The organism is Streptomyces sp. NPDC048507, from assembly GCF_043199995.1.
GTDB lineage: Bacteria > Actinomycetota > Actinomycetes > Streptomycetales > Streptomycetaceae > Streptomyces.
Window position 1 is genome coordinate 595,207 of record NZ_JBICWZ010000002.1, and the last position, 19,744, is coordinate 614,950.

Annotated in this window: 14 protein-coding genes; 8 read left to right on the top strand and 6 right to left on the bottom strand. The window is 73.2% G+C overall.

The features are described from left to right. Positions 1 to 4: 4 nt before the first annotated feature. Positions 5 to 2,284: a molybdopterin cofactor-binding domain-containing protein gene (locus ACGFXC_RS07800; protein ID WP_393710548.1), complete on the bottom strand. Its 2,280-nt coding sequence runs from the start codon at positions 2,282 to 2,284 to the stop codon at positions 5 to 7. 540 nt (positions 2,285 to 2,824) lie between these two features. Between ACGFXC_RS07800 and ACGFXC_RS07805 the strand changes: the two genes are divergently transcribed. Beyond that, entirely contained in the window at positions 2,825 to 4,255 is a 1,431-nt protein-coding gene (locus ACGFXC_RS07805; RefSeq protein WP_393710550.1) for a PP2C family protein-serine/threonine phosphatase, read from the top strand. Between the two features lie 68 nt (positions 4,256 to 4,323). Here the strand turns inward: ACGFXC_RS07805 and ACGFXC_RS07810 are convergent, their stop codons facing one another. Then, positions 4,324 to 5,820, bottom strand: coding sequence for a hypothetical protein (locus tag ACGFXC_RS07810; protein WP_393710552.1), 1,497 nt, complete (start codon positions 5,818 to 5,820; stop codon positions 4,324 to 4,326). A gap of 232 nt (positions 5,821 to 6,052) precedes the next feature. Here ACGFXC_RS07810 and ACGFXC_RS07815 point away from each other — a divergent pair, with 232 nt between their 5' ends. Then, positions 6,053 to 7,183: an aminoglycoside phosphotransferase family protein gene (locus ACGFXC_RS07815; RefSeq protein ID WP_393710554.1), complete on the top strand. Its 1,131-nt coding sequence runs from the start codon at positions 6,053 to 6,055 to the stop codon at positions 7,181 to 7,183. A gap of 207 nt (positions 7,184 to 7,390) precedes the next feature. Continuing rightward, positions 7,391 to 9,199 (top strand): 3-oxosteroid 1-dehydrogenase, encoded by a 1,809-nt coding sequence (kstD, locus tag ACGFXC_RS07820; protein WP_393710555.1) that lies wholly within the window; start codon positions 7,391 to 7,393, stop codon positions 9,197 to 9,199. Positions 9,200 to 9,209: 10 nt separating this feature from the next. Here the strand turns inward: kstD and ACGFXC_RS07825 are convergent, their stop codons facing one another. Then, positions 9,210 to 9,710, bottom strand: a complete 501-nt coding sequence (locus ACGFXC_RS07825) for a hypothetical protein (protein ID WP_393710557.1) — start codon at positions 9,708 to 9,710, stop codon at positions 9,210 to 9,212. Positions 9,711 to 10,111: 401 nt separating this feature from the next. On the opposite strand from ACGFXC_RS07825, the gene ACGFXC_RS07830 reads away from it, so the two are divergent. From ACGFXC_RS07830 to ACGFXC_RS07845, 4 genes are read left to right on the top strand one after another with little or no spacing between them, the layout of a single operon-like run. Continuing rightward, positions 10,112 to 10,711, top strand: a complete 600-nt coding sequence (locus ACGFXC_RS07830; protein WP_393710559.1) for a hypothetical protein — start codon at positions 10,112 to 10,114, stop codon at positions 10,709 to 10,711. Positions 10,712 to 10,725: 14 nt separating this feature from the next. Then, a complete protein-coding gene (locus ACGFXC_RS07835; RefSeq protein ID WP_393710938.1) occupies positions 10,726 to 11,256 on the top strand; it encodes a toxin-antitoxin system, toxin component in 531 nt (176 codons plus the stop codon). Positions 11,257 to 11,258: 2 nt separating this feature from the next. Then, a complete protein-coding gene (locus ACGFXC_RS07840) occupies positions 11,259 to 12,449 on the top strand; it encodes an MAB_1171c family putative transporter (protein ID WP_393710561.1) in 1,191 nt (396 codons plus the stop codon). Then, positions 12,446 to 13,858 carry an FAD-dependent monooxygenase gene (locus ACGFXC_RS07845; RefSeq protein WP_393710563.1) on the top strand — a complete coding sequence of 471 codons (1,413 nt, stop codon included), beginning with the start codon at positions 12,446 to 12,448 and terminating at the stop codon, positions 13,856 to 13,858. The genes ACGFXC_RS07840 and ACGFXC_RS07845 overlap by 4 nt, the downstream gene beginning before the upstream one ends. Before the next feature lie 590 nt (positions 13,859 to 14,448). On the opposite strand, the gene ACGFXC_RS07850 is transcribed toward ACGFXC_RS07845, so the two are convergent. Together ACGFXC_RS07850 and ACGFXC_RS07855 are read right to left on the bottom strand one after the other, a co-directional pair. Then, positions 14,449 to 17,340 carry an ATP-binding protein gene (locus tag ACGFXC_RS07850; protein ID WP_393710565.1) on the bottom strand — a complete coding sequence of 964 codons (2,892 nt, stop codon included), beginning with the start codon at positions 17,338 to 17,340 and terminating at the stop codon, positions 14,449 to 14,451. Positions 17,341 to 17,440: 100 nt separating this feature from the next. Next, positions 17,441 to 17,848, bottom strand: a complete 408-nt coding sequence (locus ACGFXC_RS07855) for an ACT domain-containing protein (protein WP_393710567.1) — start codon at positions 17,846 to 17,848, stop codon at positions 17,441 to 17,443. Positions 17,849 to 18,225: 377 nt separating this feature from the next. Between ACGFXC_RS07855 and ACGFXC_RS07860 the strand changes: the two genes are divergently transcribed. Then, positions 18,226 to 18,909 carry a hypothetical protein gene (locus ACGFXC_RS07860; RefSeq protein WP_393710569.1) on the top strand — a complete coding sequence of 228 codons (684 nt, stop codon included), beginning with the start codon at positions 18,226 to 18,228 and terminating at the stop codon, positions 18,907 to 18,909. Between the two features lie 115 nt (positions 18,910 to 19,024). Here the strand turns inward: ACGFXC_RS07860 and ACGFXC_RS07865 are convergent, their stop codons facing one another. Continuing rightward, entirely contained in the window at positions 19,025 to 19,678 is a 654-nt protein-coding gene (locus ACGFXC_RS07865) for a hypothetical protein (protein ID WP_393710571.1), read from the bottom strand. Positions 19,679 to 19,744 lie beyond the last annotated feature (66 nt).

Consider the following 19,744-nt stretch of genomic DNA (forward strand, 5'->3'; position numbering starts at 1 on the left):
CAGGTCAGCGCGGGTAGGGGGTGAAGTCGACGTCGAAGTCGAGGGGGAAGCTGCGCGGCTTCGAACCGGTGGCCCGGGCCCAGGCGTTGGCGATGGCCCCGACGGCCGCCGGCACCCCGAGCTCGCCCGCGCCGCCCGGCTCGGTCCCCGTCGCCGGGAGCACGAAGACCCGTACGTCCGTCGGGGTGTCCCGCTGCTGCGCCCAGTGGAACTGGCTGTAGCTGCCCTCCAGCGGCAGCCCCCCGTCCAGGTGCAGACCGGCCCGCAGGGTGGTGGAGATCGCGTCGGTGAGGGCGCCGGCCATCTGCGCCTCCAGTCCGCGCGGGTTCACGGGCAGGCCCACGTCCACCGCGATGACCGCCCGGGTGACCCGCGTGCGCCGCGGATCGCGGGTGTCGATCTCCACCAGGCAGGCGGTGCGGGACTTGTACTCCTCGTGGAAGGCGATGCCCTGCGCGCAGCCGGCCGGCAGGGAGCGGCCCCACCGGCCCTCGGTGGCCGCCTTGTCCAGGACCGCGCGCTGGGCGTCGGTCTTGAGGAAGGTGCGGCGGAACCGGTACGGGTCCTTGCCGGTCGCGGCGGCGAGCTCGTCGACCACGATCTCCTCGGCGCCCCGAGTGTTGGCCGAGTACACCGACCGCCAGGACCCGGTGGGGATCCCGGTCGGCACCTCCGACAGGACCTGCGTGGTCAGCCCGAAGTGGTAGGGGGACTTGACCGTGGTGAGGAACAGGGTCTGGGCGAGGGTGGCGTTGCCGATGCCGGAGGGCAGGCTGGCGGCGGTGGCGGTGATGATCTCGCCCAGCCCGTGCCGGAAATCCGTCTCGGCGGCGGCGACCCGGTGTTCGAAGCTGAGCACCTCGCCGAGCAGGTGGGTGGCGCGGATCTTGTGGTGGGTGGCGGGGCGCATCCGGCCGTGCCGGGTGTCGTCGACGCGGGTCCACATCAGCTTGACCGGGCGGCGGCAGGCCCGGGAGATCCGGGCGGCCTCCAGGGCGGCGTCGAAGAACAGCCTCCGGCCGAAGGAGCCGCCGGCCTGGACGACGTGCACCGTGACCCGGTCGAGCGGCAGGCCGAGCTCCGCCGCGATGGTCTCGCGCGCCACGATCGGGGACTTGAGCCCGGACCAGATCTCGGCCCGGTCCTCGCGGACGTCGGCGACCGCGGAGTTGGTCTCCATGGCGGCGTGGCTGACGAAGGCGAAGTCGAACTCGGCGTCCACGTACGGGGTGAGCAGCGGGGGCACCAGCAGCGGCCCCGTCGCCGCGCGCAGCTTCGTACGGATCTGCGCGTCCGAGAGCCCGTCGGCGGGGCCCGGGCCCCAGACGACCTGGAGGGCGGTCTTGGCGTCGAGTGCCTGGCCGAAGGTCTCGGCGACGACGGCGACGCCGGTCGGGACGCTCACCACGTGCAGGACCCCGGGCATCGCCCGGACGACGGCGAGGTTGGTGACGGCCCGGACGGATCCGCCGAGGGTGGGCGGGCGCCGCACCACACAGGGCTTGGCCCCGGGCACGTCCAGGTCCAGGGTGTAGCGCTGGGCACCGGTGACCATGGCGCGGGCGTCGATCCGGCCGGCCGGGGTGCCGACGAGGGTGTGGCGCGCGGCGGGCTTGGGGGTCGCGGCCAGGACGGTCAGGGCGGGCGAGGCGGCGGCCGCGGCGAGCGAGCCGTAGCCCGCGCTGCGGCCGTCGGGGGCGCGTACGGCGCCGCCCGCTGTGCTCAGACGGGCGGCGGGCAGGCCCCAGCGCTCGGCGGCGGCCGCGACCAGGCGGGCCCGGGCGGTGGCGGCGCACTGGCGGACCGGGCCGTAGAGCGAGCGGATCCCGTTGGAGGAGCCGGTGAGCTGGTTGAACAGCAGCTCGGGGCGGGCGTCGTCGAGTTCCACGCGGACCGCGTCCAGGGGGGCGTCGAGCTCCTCCGCGACCAGCATGGCCACGGCGGTGGTCAGGCCCTGGCCGACCTCCTCGCGGGGCAGCCGGAAGCGGATGGTGCCGTCCGGGTCCACGGCGAGCGCCAGCAGGGCGGAGGTGGGGGCGCCGGCCAGGATGAACAGGTCGCCGAGGTCGATCAGGTCGGCGATCGCGGGGAGGCTGGGAACGACCGCGTGCGCCGGCTGCGGGGCGAGGGCGTCGGCCGCGGCGCGCGTGACCAGCGCCAGGGTCGGCGCGGCGACGAGGTGGGTGAGGAAGGAGCGCCGGCTCCGGCCGGGTGCGGCGGGGCTGCCGTCGGCGCCGCCCGGTGCGGCCGCGCCCGGTGCGGCCGCGCTGCTCTGTTCGGTCATCTGGTCGCGTCCCCGCCCTGCCCCCGGTCCGCCGAACGGACCGGCGCCGCCTCATTACCGACACGTAGAGTAGCGATCAGTCGGTGGGGTGGGAAGCGCGGGAGCGGCGGGACGGGCGGGACCCTTGTGACCACAACCCGCAGCGCTGGATGCTCCGTTCGAAGGATCCCCCACACGGGGCGATCCGCGGCTCCGGCCGTGCGCGGGCGGCGGCCGACGCTTCGCACACCTCGGCCGTACGCTCGACGCACCGCGCCGGGGACGCCGTTTTCCGGCCGTCGGCGGCGCCGTCCGGGCGGGCCGGCCGGCCGCCGGAGCCCCCCGGGCGGCCGTCGGGCCGGGCTCCGACACGGCTGACCGGATTCGTTCGTACGCGCGCGGCACGCCCGGATCGCCTGCGGCATATGCCAGGAGCAAGGCCGTTACGGATGTTGCCAAACGCCTTACGGCCCCTCGTGGGCTGTGCCACAGTCGTAACCGGTCCCGCTCACGGACCTGGCCGTGACGCGTTCGTACCGCCGCGCCTGCATCGGAGTGCCCATGCCGTCCCATCTGTACGCGGACCGCCCCGCGCAGTCGCCCGAGCCGGGCACTCTGGACGCGCTGATCTCCCTGGCCCGCCGGCTGCGGGGCGACGTGGCCGCGGTACGCCGCGACAGCACCGCGGACGGGGACGACGCCCGGGGACGCTGGCAGCGCGCACTGTGCGACCTGGCCGTGCACCACCTCGACGACCTCGGCGAGCAGCTCGGCCAGCTCAAGGAGGGCCCACCGCCCTCCCCGGAGCCCGCCGGGCTGCCCGCGGCGGACCCCGAGACCACACCCGAGGAGCGCCGGGGACGGGTCGGCACCGCCGAGTGGAACCTGCTGACGGACGAGGTCACCTGGTCCGGGGAACTCTTCGAGATCTTCGGCCGGCCTCCCGCCGCGGGCCCGCTGCCCCTGGACGAACTGGGCTCCACCCTCTTCTGCGAGGACCGGCCGCTGCTCACCGCGATGGTCACGGACTGTCTGGTGGACGGCAAGCCGATCGACGGCGAGTTCCGCATCGTCCGGGCCGACGGCCGCGTCCGGACGCTGCACATGAGGGGCGAGCCGGTGCTCGACTCCGACGGCTGCACGGCCACCATGTGGGCCGTGCTGCGCGACGTGAGCGAACTGCGCCGCAGCCGGCGGGCGGTGCGCGAGTCACACGACTCGCTGCGTCGCCGGCAGGAGGTCGCGCGGACGGAGCACCGGCTGGCGGTCGAACTGCAGGAAGCCGTGCTCCCCCCGTGGCGCGGCTCCCTGCGGTTCCCGCGCGAACACCCCTCCTGCCTGGACGTCGCCGCGCACTACCTGCCCGCCACGACGCGCGCCCTGATGGGCGGCGACTGGTACGACGCCCTCGAACTCCCCGACGGCCGCTCCCTCCTGACCGTCGGCGACCTGACCGGGCACGGGGTGAGCGCCACCTCCGGAATGGCGATGGTGCTCGGCGCCCTGCGCGGGATGGCCATGGCCGGGATCGAACCGGGCCCGCTGATGGGCTGGCTCAACCAGCTGCTGGAGAACTCCGTCCGCCCCGCGCTCGGTTCGGCCGTCTGCTGCCGCTACGAGCCGGCCCGCCGGGTCCTGTCCTGGGCGCAGGCCGGCCACCCCGCGCCGCTGCTGTTCCGCCACGGCCGGGGCCGGGCGCTGCGGCCGCCCGAGGGCGTGCTGCTGGGCGCGACGCCGGGAGCCGTGTACGGGCAGGCCGAGGAACGGCTCGAACCGGGCGACGTACTCGTCCTGCACACCGACGGACTGACCCCGCGCGGAGCGGAGTTCGCCGGGGGCGGGCCGGACGCGGCCGAGCGGCTGCTGGCCCTCGCCCCGGGGTTCTCCGCGGCCCCGTCGGCCGGGGAGTGCGTACGGCTGGTGACGCGGGAGTTCGGCGGGGGCGAGCGCGAGGACGACGCCTGCGTCCTGGTCGCCCGGATCGGCGGCTAGCGGCGGGACGGCAGTCCCGTCCGGCCCGTCCGCGCGGGGCCCCTCCCCCCGCGGGCCACCCCCCGCCGCTACGCCTGCGCACCGCTGGCCGAGCTCCGCGCCGGGGCGTCGGGCAGCACCCGCTCGATCTCCTCCCGCAGGTCCTCGACGCGTCCGTAGCCCGCGTACTGGCCGGTCAGCCGATACATCTCGCGGAGCCGGTCCCACGTGCGGAGCGAGGAGGTCTCGTTCATGGAGACCAAGGCCAGCCGGGCGTAGCGGTCGGCCTGTTCCGGGTCGTCGGCGATGAAACAGGCCGAGGCCAGCGAGATGTAGTCGAAGATCTGGGACCGCTGGTAGCCGTCCCCGCGCAGCCGCAGCGCCTCGCGGGCGTGCCGGGCCGCGACGGGCGCGGCGGTGGCGTCGTGGTCGGCGAGCGTGCGGTACGCCAGTGCCTGCATGCCGTGCAGGTCGGCCTCGTCGAAGTGCTGCATCCACGACGGCGGCGGCACGTCGCCCTTGTCGGAGACGAAGAGGTCCTCCGCCTCGCCCAGGGTGCGGCGCATGGCCTGCCCCTTGCCCATGGCGGCCTGCGCCCAGGCCTCGATGGTGTGCAGCATGGCGCGGGTGCGCGGCAGGGTCTGCTCGCCGGAGCCGGACTGCGCCAGCTTCATCAGGTCCAGGGCCTCGTTCGGCTTGCCCAGGTGGACCATCTGGCGGGCGGCGCGGGAGAGGGCCTCGCCGGCCCGCGGCCGGTCGCCGCCCTCGCGGGCCGCGTGCGCGGCGATGACGAAGTACTTCTGGGCGGTGGGTTCGAGGCCCACGTCGTGCGACATCCAGCCCGCGAGGACCGCCAGGTTGGCCGCCACCCCCCACAGCCTGCGCTGGAGGTGGTCGGGGTGGTGGTAGGCGAGCATCCCGCCGACCTCGTTCAGCTGGCCCACGACGGCCTTGCGCTGGAGGCCGCCGCCCCGGGAGGCGTCCCAGGCGCGGAACACCTCCACCGAGCGTTCCAGGGCCTCGATCTCCTGGGAGCCGATGGGGGCGGCCTCGTAGCGGTCGTAGCCCGCCTGGTCGGCCTGGTAGGGGTCGCCGAAACGCTGGGCGTCCTTGGCGGCGGCGGGGTCGGTGTGCAGCCAGTCGAACATGGCGTTGCTGAGGGCTGAGCCGGCGGTGAGCGCGGCTCCCGCGCCCATCAGGCCGCGACGGTTGAGCATGAGGTCCATTCCCGTGAATTCGGTGAGGACCGCGGCCGTGCGTTCGGGCGCCCAGGGCACTCCGTCGGGGTTCTCCTTCACCCCGTCCGGCTGCCGTTTGGTGGTGCGCCGCTGCCGTACGAACCCGAGGTCCTCGATGGTCACGACACGACCGAGCCGCTCGGTGAACAGTGCTGCCAGTACCGTGGGCACCGGTTCGCGCGGGGTCTCCCCCATGTCGATCCAGCGCCGTACCCGCGAGGTGTCGGTGGCCAGCTGGTGGTGACCCATGGCCGCCGCCTGCCGGTTGACCATCCTCGCCAGTTCGCCCTTGGACCAGCCGGCCAGGCCGAACAGGTCGTTCAGACGGGTGTTTGGACCTTTGCTCACGTCAAGCCCCCAGGTTCTCGGCTGAGTTGACAGTAGCCCCCTGTCAGTTCCCAGTGGACTATTCGCCAGGGTTCGCCAGGGCACGCCCCGTGGTTCGCCAGGGACCCCCGGGTGTCAGGTAGGAATGCGCCTCCCCGACCCGGTTCACCGGCGGAACTCCCCAGGGTGAAGTACGGGATCCGGCGGGGCGGCGTACGCAACTCGTCGGCGCACGAAGGGAACCGTAAACGCCATGTACGCAGCAACGTCCTCCGTGTCCGCCCCGGTCCGCCAGCACCGCACCCTCCAGGCGGGGGGCGGCCCCTACCTCGAACCCGGCCGCGCGGGGGGCCCGGCGCAGGGCGCCGGCGCCGTACGGGCCCGGCGGATGCCGGGCGGCGGAACGCAGCCGCTGAGCGGAAGGATCGACCTGTCGGGACCGCAGGGGGCGCAACTGCGCACCGCGCTCGCCTCGGTGCAGCGGATCTGTCCGGAGTTCGCGCCGGTGCAGGTCCTGCGGCGCAGCGGCCGCTCGGTCCTCCTGGTGGGGACGACGGGGCGGATGACCGCCGTCGCGAAGGTTTTACTGGACCACTCCCCCGAATGGCGCGAGCGGTACCGCCACGAAATAGCGACGTACCGGACCTTCGTCCGGCACCGCCCGCCCGTCCGGGTGCCGCGGCTGATCGCCGCCGATCCGGAGAACTGCGTCCTGGTCGTGGAGCGGATGGCGGGCCGGGTCGCGGCGCTCCAGCGGCATCCGGTGGAGGCCCCGCCGCGGACCGACGTACGGGCCGCCCTCGGCGCGGTGTGCCGGGTGAACCAGTGGCGGCCGCCGGCCGACCTGTTCGGGCACCCGGTGGACTACGCGCGCCGGATCACCCGGGACCACGAGCTGGGGCTGCTGACCGACCGGGACTTCGGTGACCTGCAGAAGCTGCTGCACGGTCTGCGGCCGGCGGGGATCCCGTGGCAGTTCAACCACGGCGACGCACTGCTGTCGAACCTGCTGCTCTCCCCCGCCGGGCCGGTGCTCCTGGACTGGGAGCACGCGGGCTGGTACCTGCCGGGCTACGACCTGGCGACGCTGTGGACGGTGCTGGGCGACGCCCCGGCGGCGCGCGGCCAGATCAGCCGGCTCGCCCAGTCGGCGGGCCCGGCGTCACGGGACTCCTTCCTGGTCAACCTGATGCTGGTGCTGACCCGGGAGATCCGGATGGCGGAGACCGCGGTGCAGCGGTCGATGGCGGCGGCCGCTCCGGCCCACCCGCTGCCGGCGGGGGCCCTGTCCTCGGGGGAGGAGCAGCGCCTGCTGCTTCGCCGCCTGCACGACGACGCGGGGATGGCCCGCAGAGCGGTCCGGGCGGCGGTCGGCACCCGCTGAGACCGCGACCCCGACGCGCGAGGACGCCCGTGGCCCGCACACCCGGTGTGCGGGCCACGGGCGTGCCGCGGGCCGGACGCGGAGTGGCTCGGGTGGGCGGGCGTCGGGTGCGTGTGCCTTGACATCACATGATCCCCCGAAGACCTTTTCTGACTCAGCATCAGAATGCTGGAGCGCCGCCCCCTCCCACCCCGCTGGAGCCCGCCCATGACGCAGATCCAGGACCGCCCGCCGACCGGGAACACCGCCGGCACCCTGCCCCGGCCGCCCTCCCGCCGTACGGTGCTCGCCGGGGCGGGGGCGGGCGCGCTCGCCGCCACCGTGCTGCCCGGCGCCGTCGCACGGGCGGACGGGGCCCCGCTCGGCGAGTACGACGTCGTGGTGGTCGGGTCGGGGGCGTCGGGAATGACGGCCGCCCTGACCGCGGCCCGGCGGGGGCTGAGCGTGCTGGTGGTGGAGAAGGCGCCCACCTTCGGCGGCTCGGCGGCGCGTTCGGGCGCCGGGATCTGGCTGCCGAACAACTCGGTGATCCTGGGCGCCGGGGTCCCGGACACTCCGGAGAAGGCGGCCGCCTACCTGTCGGCGGTGGTGGGGCCGCAGGTGCCGGCGGAGCGGCAGCGGGCGTTCCTGGCGAACGGCCCCCGGATGCTGGACTTCGTCATGGCGAACAGCCCGCTGAGGTTCCGCTTCATGGACGGGTACAGCGACTACTACCCCAACCTCCCGGGCGGACTGCCGAACGGCCGCTCCATCGAGCCGGACCAGATCGACGGGAACGTCCTGGGCGCCGAACTGGCGCACCTGAACCCGGCGTACATGCCGGTGCCCGCCGGGATGGTGGTGTTCAGCCAGGACTACAAGTGGCTCAACCTCGCGGCGGTCAGCGCGAAGGGGCTCGCCGTGTCCACGGAGTGCCTGGCGCGCGGGGCGAAGGCGGCGCTGCTCGGAGAGAAGCCGCTGACCATGGGCCAGGCGCTGGCGGCCGGGCTGCGGGCCGGGCTGCAGCGGGCGGGGGTGCCGGTGTGGCTGAACAGCCCGCTGGTGGACCTGGTCCAGGAGGGCGGCCCCGACGGCGCCGTGACCGGGGTCGTGGTGGAGAAGGAGGGCGTACGGGGCGTGGTGCGGGCCCGCAAGGGGGTCGTCATCGGTTCGGGCGGCTTCGAGCACAACGCGCAGATGCGGGCGCAGTACCAGCAGCAGCCGATCGGTACGCAGTGGTCGGTGGGCGCGAAGGAGAACACGGGCGACGGGATCCGGGCCGGACAACGGGCGGGCGCCGCGCTGGCGTTGATGGAGGACGCCTGGTGGGGTCCGTCGATCCCGCTGCCCGGGGAGCCGTACTTCTGCCTGGCGGAGCGGACCCTGCCGGGCGGTCTGATGGTGAACCGGGCGGGGACCCGCTTCGTCAACGAGGCGGCGCCGTACAGCGACGTGGTGCACGTGATGTACGAGCAGGACCGGGGCACGGGTTCGCACATCCCGGCCTGGCTGATCGTGGACCAGAACTACCGCAACCGGTACCTCTTCAAGGACATCCTGCCGACGCTGCCCTTCCCCGACTCCTGGTACGAGGCGGGGGCCGCGAAGAAGGCCTGGACCTGGGACGCCCTGGCGGGCCAGATCGGGGTCCCGGCGGCCGCGCTGCGGGCGACGCTGGGCCGGTTCAACGCGCAGGCGTGGAACGGCACGGATCCCGACCAGCACCGGGGCGACACGGCGTACGACCACTACTACACGGATCCGGCCGTGCGGCCCAACTCGTGCCTGGCGCCGGTCTGGGTGCCGCCGTTCTACGCGTTCAAGATCGTGCCGGGTGACCTGGGGACGAAGGGCGGGATCGTCACCGACGCCCGGGCCCGGGCGCTGCGGGCGGACGGTTCGGTGATCCGGGGGCTGTGGGCGGCGGGCAACGCGAGCGCGGCGGTGATGGGCCACAGTTACGCGGGCGCCGGTTCGACGATCGGTCCCGCGATGACGTTCGGCTACGTGGCGGCGAACGACATCGCGGACTCCTGACTCCGGGTGCCTAGCCCTGCTGGAAGAGCTCGGCCGGGAGGGGCTTCAGCAGCGCGTACAGGTCGTCGGTGATCGGGCGGTCCCAGCTCGCGATGGTCACCAGGACGTTGTCGCTGCGATCGAACTGCACGCAGGAGATCCGGGTCTCGGAGAGCTTGACCTTGCGGACGATCAGGAGGTTGTCGCCCTGCATGACCGGGCAGTCCTCGGAGCCGGTGACCTCGACCTCCTCCTCGTTCTCCAGGGCGGCGAGGAGCTGGGCCACCTCGAAGGGAACCTGGCCCTCGGCGAGGTCCCGGGCCGGCGATCCCTCGGGGAGGTTCCCGATGATCATCGCGGGGCCCCGGCCGCCGAACAGGTCGTAGCGCAGGAAGACACCCTGGCAGCTGCCGTCGGGGGCGGGCAGCAGCCCGGCCCCGAGGTTGCCCGGCCAGTCCCCCGGGTCCATGGCGAGGACGTCGAAGTCCGGGCCGGCGGGAGTGGCGGCGCGGTGGCGGCGGAGGAAGGACATGCCGCCATGGTACGTGGCCGCGCACCATTTCCGGCCCCGGGGGCCCCGCGCGGGCGACGGGCGGCCGGCCGGCGCCCGGCGGGGCGGGAAGGGTCGCGCGGGGCCGTGGCGGGACGGCGGGCGGACCGGCCCGAAGATCCCGGACCTGCGGGTATGGACCGTCCGGGCCGGGTACTCCTTACCCGCGGGGCGCCCGGGGCCGGGGGACCGGTTGGACGCTCCCTTTCTCGCCACAGTCCAGCTCACTGGCTGTATCTTGCTGTCCGTCCCACCATCGGTCCGCAGCCGTCCTCGGAAACGACGACGGCCCGGCCCGCTGATGTGGATCTTGAAGCTCGGGGTGCTCACGCCCCCGGGCGCGCAGCCGGACCTGCCCTTCGGACGTATGGGAGTACAGACAGATGGCGGAGTCTGTCCTGCCCCTCGCCGCGACGCTCGCCCGCATACGGGCGCTCGCCAAGGAGAGGCAACTGGACGTGGACGAGATCCTGAACGTGGAGGCACTCGCGGAGCGGACCGGTGTCCCCGCCGGGCTGACCGCCGCCCTCCTGCGGGGCGAGGAGTTCGCGGATCCCACGCCGGACGAGGCAGCGGAAACGGTCCGCCTGCGGGCCGCCCACCTCTACGCCGCCTCCCGCGACACCGACGGCCGGCCCTACGCCGTCGCGGACATCGCGGCGGCCATCGGCGCCGCCCCCTGGTGGGTCAACCAGCTGGTGTCGGGCGGGAAAGTGCCGCACCTGCGGCACTGCGCGCAGTTCGCCGCCTTCTTCGGCCGTGAGGCCGCCTTCCTCACGGACACCCCGGCCCAGGCCGTGAACCGGGCCCTCCAGCCCGCGGTCCAGTCCCTCAACAACGGATCGGGCGATCTGATGGCCGACCTCATGGACCAGTACGGGCTGGTCTCGATATCGACCCGGGGGAAAGCCCTCACCCGTACACAGGAGACACTTCTCCTGGGCATGATCACCTCGATGCTGTCCGCTGAGGAGGTCCGGTGAACGTCTCCCGTTCGATGCGCAAGCTGTGCACCGCGCTGACGTCGTCGCTCGACCTGGAGGCGCCGGTCGATCCGCAGACCCTCTTCCGGGCCCTGTGCGACGCGATGAGCCGCTCGCGCGGCGGCCGTCCCATCGTGCTGCGCTTCGAGCGCTTCCCGACCGAGCTGACGACCTCCGGGCTCTGGCTGAACATGGAGGAGTACGACATCGTCGTCGTGGAGAAGTACACGACCGCGGACCACCAACTGGTGATCCTCGGACACGAGCTGTGGCACATGAAGGCGGGCCACTGCACCGAGCACGGACGCGGGGCGGCGGCCGCCGCCCGTTCCCTGCCGGACGCCTCGGACCTGACGTACGCCAGCGTCGCCGCGCGCTCCCACTACGAGGACGCCCAGGAGATCGAGGCCGAGAGCTTCGGCCTGATGCTCGGCGACCGCTGCCGTCCGTGGCTGGTGGGCGGCGACGCCCCCGGCGCGGTCCGCAGGAACGACGTGGCGGGACGCATCGGCAACGCGCTCGGCTACCGCGGACCGATCGGCTGACGGTGAATTCCGACAAGTACTACATCCCCTACCTCATCCCGGCCGCGATCCTCACCCTGGCCTTCGCGATCCGGCTGCCCGTGATGATGAGGTTCTGGCGCATCGATCCCAACGTGCGCTCCGTCGGCGGCCTGCTCCTGCTCGCCTCCGCCGTCTTCTACTTCGGGCGGCCCGACACCCTCGCGGCGATGAACCGCGGGACGGGCGTGCCGAACTTCGCGGCGCCGGTGCTGTACACGCTGCTCACGCTCTTCTGCGCCTCCTGCCTGGTGATGATCATCCACTGGCGGGGCGGGGACCCGCGCCGGGTGCGGCGGACCAGCTGGACGATCGGGATCGTCTACTCGGCGGTGGTCGCCGGGCTCTGGACCACCTTCGCCTTCGCCGACGTACCGGTGGAGCGGCTGCGGGACCTGGACACGTACTACGCCAACACCCCCTGGATGCGCGAGCACATCCTGCTCTACCTGGCCGCCCACACCATCGCCTGCGCGATCACCTCGGTGGTCACCTGGTCCTGGCTGCGCCAGGTCTCGGGCTGGCTGCGCTCCGGCCTGGTGCTGCTGGTCATCGGCTTCCTGCTGAACCTCTGCTACGACACCGTGAAGCTCATCGCGGTGGTCGCCCGCTGGACCGGCAACGACCTGGACTGGCTCAGTACATACGTGGCCCCGCCGATCGCCGCCGTGTGCGCGCTGTTCATCGCCGTGGGCTTCATCCTCCCGCACGCGGGCGAGGCCCTCCAGCGCATCGGCACCGACTACTACCACTTCCGCGCCCTCGCCCCGTTCGTCCGGGAACTGGAGCCGCTCGACACCGGCTCGCTGCGGCTGCCCCGGCGCTCGCCCATCAGCCGGCGCCTGGTGCAGCGCAGGACCCGGATCAGCGACGGGCTGCTGCGCCTCCAGCCGTACATGGACCCCGAGGTCCGCGAACGGGCCCTGGCCGAGGCCCTCGGCCAGGGCGAGGCCCCCGGCCGGGCGGCGGCCACCGCCGACGCCGTCTCCGTGGTCGCGGCGCTGCGCCGGCTGCGCGGCGGCGGCGCCCCCGCCGAGGACGGCACGGCTCCCACGGGCCCGGCCCAGGCCCCGGACCTGGTCGCGGTCTCCAAGGCCCTGCGCCGGTCCGCCGTCGTCACCTCCTTCCGTGCCCGGACCGGGCCCGCAGACCATCCAGAGAGCGTGAGTTCATGAGCAGCACTTCACCGCCCGGCAGACCGCGCACCTCGGTCGTCATCGGCGGGAGCCTCGCCGGGATGCTGGCGGCGGCCGCGCTCGCCGAGTCGGGCGACGTCGTCGTCGTGGAGCGCGACGCGCTGCCCGACGGCCCCCGGCCCCGCCGGGGGCTGCCGCAGGCCCATCACGCCCACCTGCTCTGGTCGGGTGGGGCCGCGGCGATCGACAGCCTGCTGCCGGGCACCGTCCGGCGGCTCATGGACGACGGCGCGCACCGGATCGCACTGCCCACGAACATGGTGGGCTACTCCCCCGAGGGCTGGTTCCGGCGCTGGGCGGAGGCCTCGCACTACGTGGTCCTCGCCAGCCGTGACCTCCTGGACTGGCACGTGCGCCGGGCCGTCGCGGCGCTGCCCCGGGTGAGCGTCGTCGACCGTACGGAGGTGCTGGTCCTGGAGGGCGACGCGGACCGCGTCACCGGGGTCCGGATGCGCGAGCGGGGCGGCGAGGAGCGGGTGGTGGAGGCGGACCTCGTGGTCGACGCCTCCGGCCGGTCCTCGCACACCCCGGCCTGGCTGGCCGCCTTCGGCGTGCCCGAGCCCGCGGTGCGGACCGTCGACCCGGGCCTGGTCTACGCGAGCCGGATCTTCCGCGCCCCCGAGGACCTCGCCCGTTCCTTCCCCGTCATCGTCAACGTCCAGGCCGACGCCCGCGAGCCGGGCCCCGGCCGGTCGGCGACCCTGGTCCCGATCGAGGGCGACCGCTGGCTCGTCACCCTCTCGGGGACCCGCGGCGGCGAACCCACCAGGGACCCGGACGCCTTCGAGGGCTTCGCGCGGGACCTGCGCCACCCCGTCGTCAGCGAGCTGATCGCGCAGACCGAGCCGCTGACCGACGTGGTGCTCACCCGGACGACCGTCAACCGCAGGCACCACTACGAGAAGGCGGCGATGCCCCGGCGGTTCGTGGTCATCGGGGACGCCGTCGCCGCCTACAACCCGGTGTACGGGCACGGCATGTCGGTGGCGGCGCAGAGCGCGCTGGCCCTGCGGTCCGTGATCGCCCGGTACGGCTGGTCCGACGAAAGGCTCGCCGCGCGCGTCCAGAAGGCGGTCGCGGGGCCCGTGAGCGCCGCGTGGGCGCTGTCCACCGGCAACGACGTCTTCTACCCGGGCGCCACCGAGAGCGGCCCGACCCTGGCCGAGCGGGTGGGGGCGGCCTACGTACGGCGGCTGCTGCACACGAGCACCGGCAACGGGCGGGTGGCCCGGGCGGTCACCGACGTGATGACCCTGGAGCGCCCGGCCGCGCGCCTGTTCACCCCGCCGGTGCTGCTGGCGGCCGCGCTGGGCCCGCGCCGCGCCCAGCTGACCGCCCCGCCGCTGGCCGCGACGGAGCTGGCGGCGATAGCGGCCCTGCGCGCGTAGGCCCCGCCGGGGGTGCGTCAGACCGGCGGGACCGGCTCGAAACGGCGGGCGAACAGGGCGTGGCCGCCGGTCAGCCGCGGCTGCCGGACGGGCCCGCGCCGCCACAGGAGCAGCATCAGGTCCGGGGCGTCGGCGGCGATCGCGGAACTCCACCGTCCAGGTCTCGGGACCGTCGGTGCGCCGGGAGCGGTAGCGCTCCCCGGTCCCGGCCGGGGCCGGTATCCAGCCGCGCCGGGCGGGGGCCGGCACCTCGAAGGTCTGGGTCACCGCGTCCGTCGCGAGGGCCGGGTCGAAGGGGGCCGGGGCGCCGCCCACCGGAGTGTCGGGTCCGGCCGTCCGCAGGGCGGCCTCCAGGGGGCTCGACGAGCCGCTCGCGCAGGACGTGGATGAGCAGCCGCTGGACGCTGCCGAGATGTCCGGCCAGGCCCGCGACGGACCAGCCGGGGCACGACGGCACCAGCGGCGGCCGCCCTCCCGCGTCGACGGCGCGCCGCAGGGCGCGTTCGACGGCGGCCGCTTCGCCGCGGAACAGTTCGAGCCGGGTGGGGTGGTCCATGGCGCCCGGCCTGCCCGGCCCGGGCCGCGCGGGGTCAGGTTGCGCTGCGGGCGAAGGGCGCGAGGGCGTCCGGCAGGCCGGACAGGTCGGTGCCGAGTTTGCGGCACAGGGCGGACAGTGCGGGTCCGGGCGCCGCGTCGCCGCGCACGGCGGCGGCGCCGGCGGCGAGTTCCTCCGGGGCCGGCCGGTCCTCCCGGGCAGTGGCGCCGGGCAGGGGGGCGCCGAGCTCGCGGAGCCGTTCGGCGGTGGTCGCCGCCAGGGCGTCGGCGCCGCACTCCCGGCTGGTGACCAGCGCCCGGGTGAGCAGTCCGGGGTCGCCCAGCGCCTCGCCCAGGGCGGCCAGCGCGCGGGCGAGTTCGTAGCCGGCGGGCGAGCGGGACAGCAGCGCCACGGCCTCCCGCAGCAGCGCCGTCCGCTCCTGCGGGCCCTCGGCCACCTCGGCCGCGACGCGCAGGGCCTGGCCGATGGCGGAGGGGGCGCCGAAGGCACGGGCCCGCCGCACCGCTTCCTCGGCGAGGGCGCGGGCCCCGGCCGGGTCGTCGGGGGCCACGGCGCGGGCCAGGTGCAGCCGCCACGGGCACCAGGCGGGGTTCTGGATGCCGCGCGGGGTGAGCCGGCGGTCGACGGCTTCGAGGGCGGCGACGGCCGCCTTCGTCTCGCCGCGGGCCAGCAGGAGTTCGGCGTAGACGGTCTGCGAGTCGGGGAAGACCACGGCCGCCGGGAAGGGCTCGCCGTAGCCGTGCTCCCCCGCCAGCTCCCAGGCCTCGTCGGTGCGGCCGCGCGCCAGCAGGGTGGTGACCAGGATGGCGATGGCGTACCAGTGCACGGGCGTACGTCGTCCCACCCGCTCGGCGAGCCGCAGCCCGGCGCGGGCCAGTTCCTCGGCGTCGGAGAGCCGCCCGCGCCGGTAGCGGATGTAGGCGCGCAGACTGTAGGCGAAGGAGAGGTGGGCGCCGCGCCAGCCCTCGCGTTCGAACTCGGCGGTGCCCGCGTCGAAGAGCTCCTCGGCGCGGCCCGGCCGGTCGGCGTACATGTGGACCATCGCGGCGAGGACCGGGACCTCGAAGCCGCGGTCGGCGTAGGCCCAGCTGAAGGGTTCGTCGAGGACCCGGCCCGCGTGGTGCAGGACCGTCTCGACGGGCTCGCCCCGCAGGCAGGCGTCCCAGGAGCGCAGGCCGATGACGTAGCGCTCGGTCAGGTCGCGGCCGCCGAGGCGGTCGGCGAGCTTGGCGAGCCGGCGCGAGCGCGCCGGGGAGTCGGGTTCGGCGGCGTCGAAGGCGTCCCACATGAACTGCTCGGACTGCAGGCGCAGCCGGGCGCGGGCGTCGGCGGTGTGGGGTATCTCGCGGGCGAGGAGCGCGGAGGCCTCGGCGAGGTGGTCGCTGTGGGCGAGGACCTGGGCGAGCCGGATGACGATGCCCTGGCGCAGGGCGGGGTCGTCGAAGGGCTCGGCGAGGGCGGCCCGCAGGTGGTTGACGGTGTTGGCGGGTTCGGTGAGGAGGGAGGCACAGCCGAGTTCGTAGAGCACGGCGGCGCGTTCGCCGAAGTCCGGGGGCTCCTGGAGGGCGCGGTCGAGCTGGCGGCGGGCGGCTTCGGGGGCGCCCGCCCGGAGGTTCTCGGCGGCGGCCTCGCGCAGGGTGCGGACCACCCAGGGGTCGCTCTCGGGGTGGGTCTCCAGGAGGTGGCGGGCTGCGGCGGGGGCGCCGAGCCCGGCGTCCAGGACGGCGGCCGCCGCCTTGCCGTGGAGTGCGACGCGCAGGGCGTCGGGGATGGCCCGGTAGATGCGGGTGGCGAGCAGCGGATGCACGAACTCCAGCCCTGCGCGGTCCGCTTCGCCGCGGCCCGCGCCGCCGTACGCGCCGGGGGCCGCGTCGGGGCGGGGGTCTTCGGCGGGGGCCGACAGGATGCGGGCGTCCCGCAGGCGGGCGGTGGCGTCGGCGGCCTCCTCGGTGCCGAGGCCGGCGACGCGGGCGGCGATCCGCTGCGGGATGTCGGTGCCGAGCACGGCACAGGCCCAGGCGAACCGGACGGTGGAGGGGCCGAGGCCGTGCAGGCGGGCCACGAGCCCGCTGCCGCGCTGCGCCGCCGCGAGGTCGCGCAGCAGCGGGGCACTGGCCTCGACCGGCTCGACCCCCTTGGCACGGACCCGGGCGGCGAGTTCGACGGCCTCGAAGGGGTTGCCGGTGGTGACGGCCCAGGCCTCGCGGCAGAAGGCCTCCTCCGCGTGCGCGCCGACCGACTCGCGGACCAGCGTGGAGACGGCGGCCTCGCTGAGCGGGGCCAGGCTCAGCGGCCGCTGCCCCGCCCGGCCGGGCAGCGTACGGAAGGCCTCGGCGTGCGCGGGGAGTTCGTCGGGGCGGTAGGCCACCACCAGGAGCAGCGCGAGGTGTTCGGCGCGCGGGGCGAAGGCGGCGAGCCAGCCGAGGGATTCGGGGTCACCCCAGTGGGCGTCGTCGAGGACGAGGACCACGGGCGGGCGCTGGACGGTGAGCTGGGTGAGGATCCAGTCCAGCCCGTCGCGCAGGCCCTGGGGGTCGGGCGGGGCTCCCGGGCCGGGGGCGAGCAGGCCGAGGGCGGGGCCGACGATGTCGTACCAGCCGCCGAGCACCTCGCGCAGTTCGGCCTCGGGGCGTCCGGCCAGCCGGGGCTGGATGAGCTGGCGGGCGACGTGGAAGGGCTGGGCCTGTTCCTGTTCCCCGCCGCGGGCGGCGAGCAGCGTGCAGTCACGGGCGAGGGCCCGGCGGCGCACTTCCGCGAGGAGGGTGGTCTTGCCGAGTCCGGCGGGTCCGGACAGGGCGAGCAGTCCGCCGCCCGCGTCGGGACCGGTGGCGGTGAGCCGGTCCAGGGCCTCGTCGACGGCGACGAGTTCCGATTCGCGTTCGAAGAGCGTGCGCCGCGTACGGCTCTGACTCCGACGTTCCGTCATGGCTGGAACCCCCCTGGCCGGTTCGGGCCTCAGAGTACGCCCGCGCACGCGCCGGGGGAGGGCCAAGGTCGGGAAAGATCGGATTGTTTTCCGGATGCGCCTATTCCGTCGACCGGGCGGCCAGTTCCTCCAGCACGGAGACGGCTTCGGCGGCCCGGTCGGCGGCCACGAACAGGTGGTCGTGGTGGTAGCCGGCGATCACGTTGCAGCTGAGTCCGCGCTCGGCCAGCGCCGCCGCGAAGGCTCCGGTGAGGCCGACGGCGTCGAGGGCGGAGTGGATCCGCAGGGTGATCCAGCCGGCGGTGTAGTCGTAGGCCAGCCCGGCGGCGTCGGCTTCCTCCTGGCGCAGCACCAGGGTCAGTCCCTCGGCCTCGCGGACGGTGGCGACGGGCGCGAGGCCGTCGGGGACCGGTCCGGCGCCGGGGAGGGTGCAGAACACGTACTGCCCCTCGTTCAGTTCGGGGCGCATCCCGCTGAGGAGTTTGTGTAGGTCGCTCTCGCCGCTCATGTGCCCACGGTACCCGCCACCGTCTGGGAAGCCCCGGAGCCCCGTACCGGCCTTCGCCGGCTCGCTCGGCAGCGCCGAAGGCCTGCCGGGGTGCAACAACGGCCGTGTCGAGCTGTCCGGTTCGGGCAGCCACGGCCCGGGAAGCCACGACCACCCGGCCCGCGGCCGGAGCGGGCCGGATACGACCTGAAGCCATAACAGCCGCTCCGGGAGGGCCGATCTCGCGCATTCACCCCCACCGGAAAAACATCGGGGGGGCTGTACGGGGGAAAAGGCAACCTCTCCAGCGTGCCTGGTGATCGTTGAACCCCGGCCGTCGCCATCCTGTCGTCGGAGTCTAAGGATCCGGACTTCAGGGACGATGAAAGGTTGGCCGAGTGAAGCTCACCAAGCAGTTTGCCGCGATCAGCGTCGCCGCGACGGCGACGGTTCTCTTCAGTGCCGGCGGCGCCCAGGCCCAAGGCGAAGGGGAGTTCCTTTCATTTCTCGGAAACGCCCCGCTTCAACAGATCTCATACACGGTACAGCTCGGAGACGGCAACACCTACACCGGCACACAGAACAACAACACCAACAACAACAGCGGAAAGGGCACCGCCAACAACAACAATAACAACAACAACGGGGGCGGGAGCTCGTCGGCCCTAGGCAGCAGGGCGCTCCAGGAAATCTCGTACCCGGTGCAGGTCGGAAACGGCAACAACTTCATCGGCACACAGAACAACAACACCAACAACAACACCGGCGCGGGCACGTACAACAACAATAACAACAACAACAACAATGGCGGTGGTACGTTCAATAACAACAACAATAACAACAACGGAGGCGTGAACAACAATAACAACAACAACGGGGGCGGAACGAACAACAACAATAACAACAACAATGGAAAGGGCGCCCACCGCGCCATGCGTGCGCTGAGCAGCGGAAACTTCGCCCCATTGCTGAAGGAAGCGGCTCGCGCCAACCGCCAGGCCTGCTCCCCCTCAATGGGCCACATCGGGCAGAACAGCAACGTCATCTCGGGCGCCCTGAAGATGCACTGCGCCCAGAACTGAGGACTGCGGCCCACCGGCGCAGCCTGGGCCCTGAGGGGCGCCACCATCACCCCGAGAACACATGACAATCCGGCGGCCAGGTGACTTCACGCCACTGGCCGCCGGATTGCGAAGTTCAGTTGTTGTTGTTGTTATTGTTGTTGGCGCCTCCGCCCCCGCCGTTGTTGTTGTTGTTATTGTTGTTGTTCGCTCCTCCGCCTCCACCGTTGTTGTTATTGTTGTTGTTGTTCGCTCCTCCGCCTCCACCGTTGTTGTTATTGTTGTTGTTGTTGTTGTTCGCTCCTCCGCCTCCACCGTTGTTGTTATTGTTGTTGTTGTTGTTGTTCGCTCCTCCGCCTCCACCGTTGTTGTTGTTATTGTTGTTGTTCGCTCCTCCGCCTCCGCCGTTGTTGTTGTTATTGTTGTTGTTCGCTCCACCGCCTCCACCGTTGTTGTTGTTATTGTTGTTGTTCGCTCCACCGCCTCCGCCGTTGTTGTTATTGTTGTTGTTGTTCGCTCCACCGCCTCCGCCGTTGTTGTTATTGTTGTTGTTGTTCGCTCCACCGCCTCCGCCGTTGTTGTTGTTGTTGTTGTTGTTCGCCTTCCCCTTGCCGTGGTTGTTGTTATTGTTGTTGTTGTGCGCCTTTCCCTTGCCGTGGTTGTTGTTATTGTTGTTGTTGTTGTTCCCGCCACCTCCGCCGTTGTTGTTATTGTTGTTGTTGTTTCCTCCGCCTCCGCCGTTGTTATTGTTGTTGTTGTTGTTGTTCCCGCCGTTGTCGCTCGGCACCACGTGAGTCACCGTGGGCGTCGGAGCAGCAAATGCGGCGGAGGGGACCACCGCACCTCCTACGGCCAG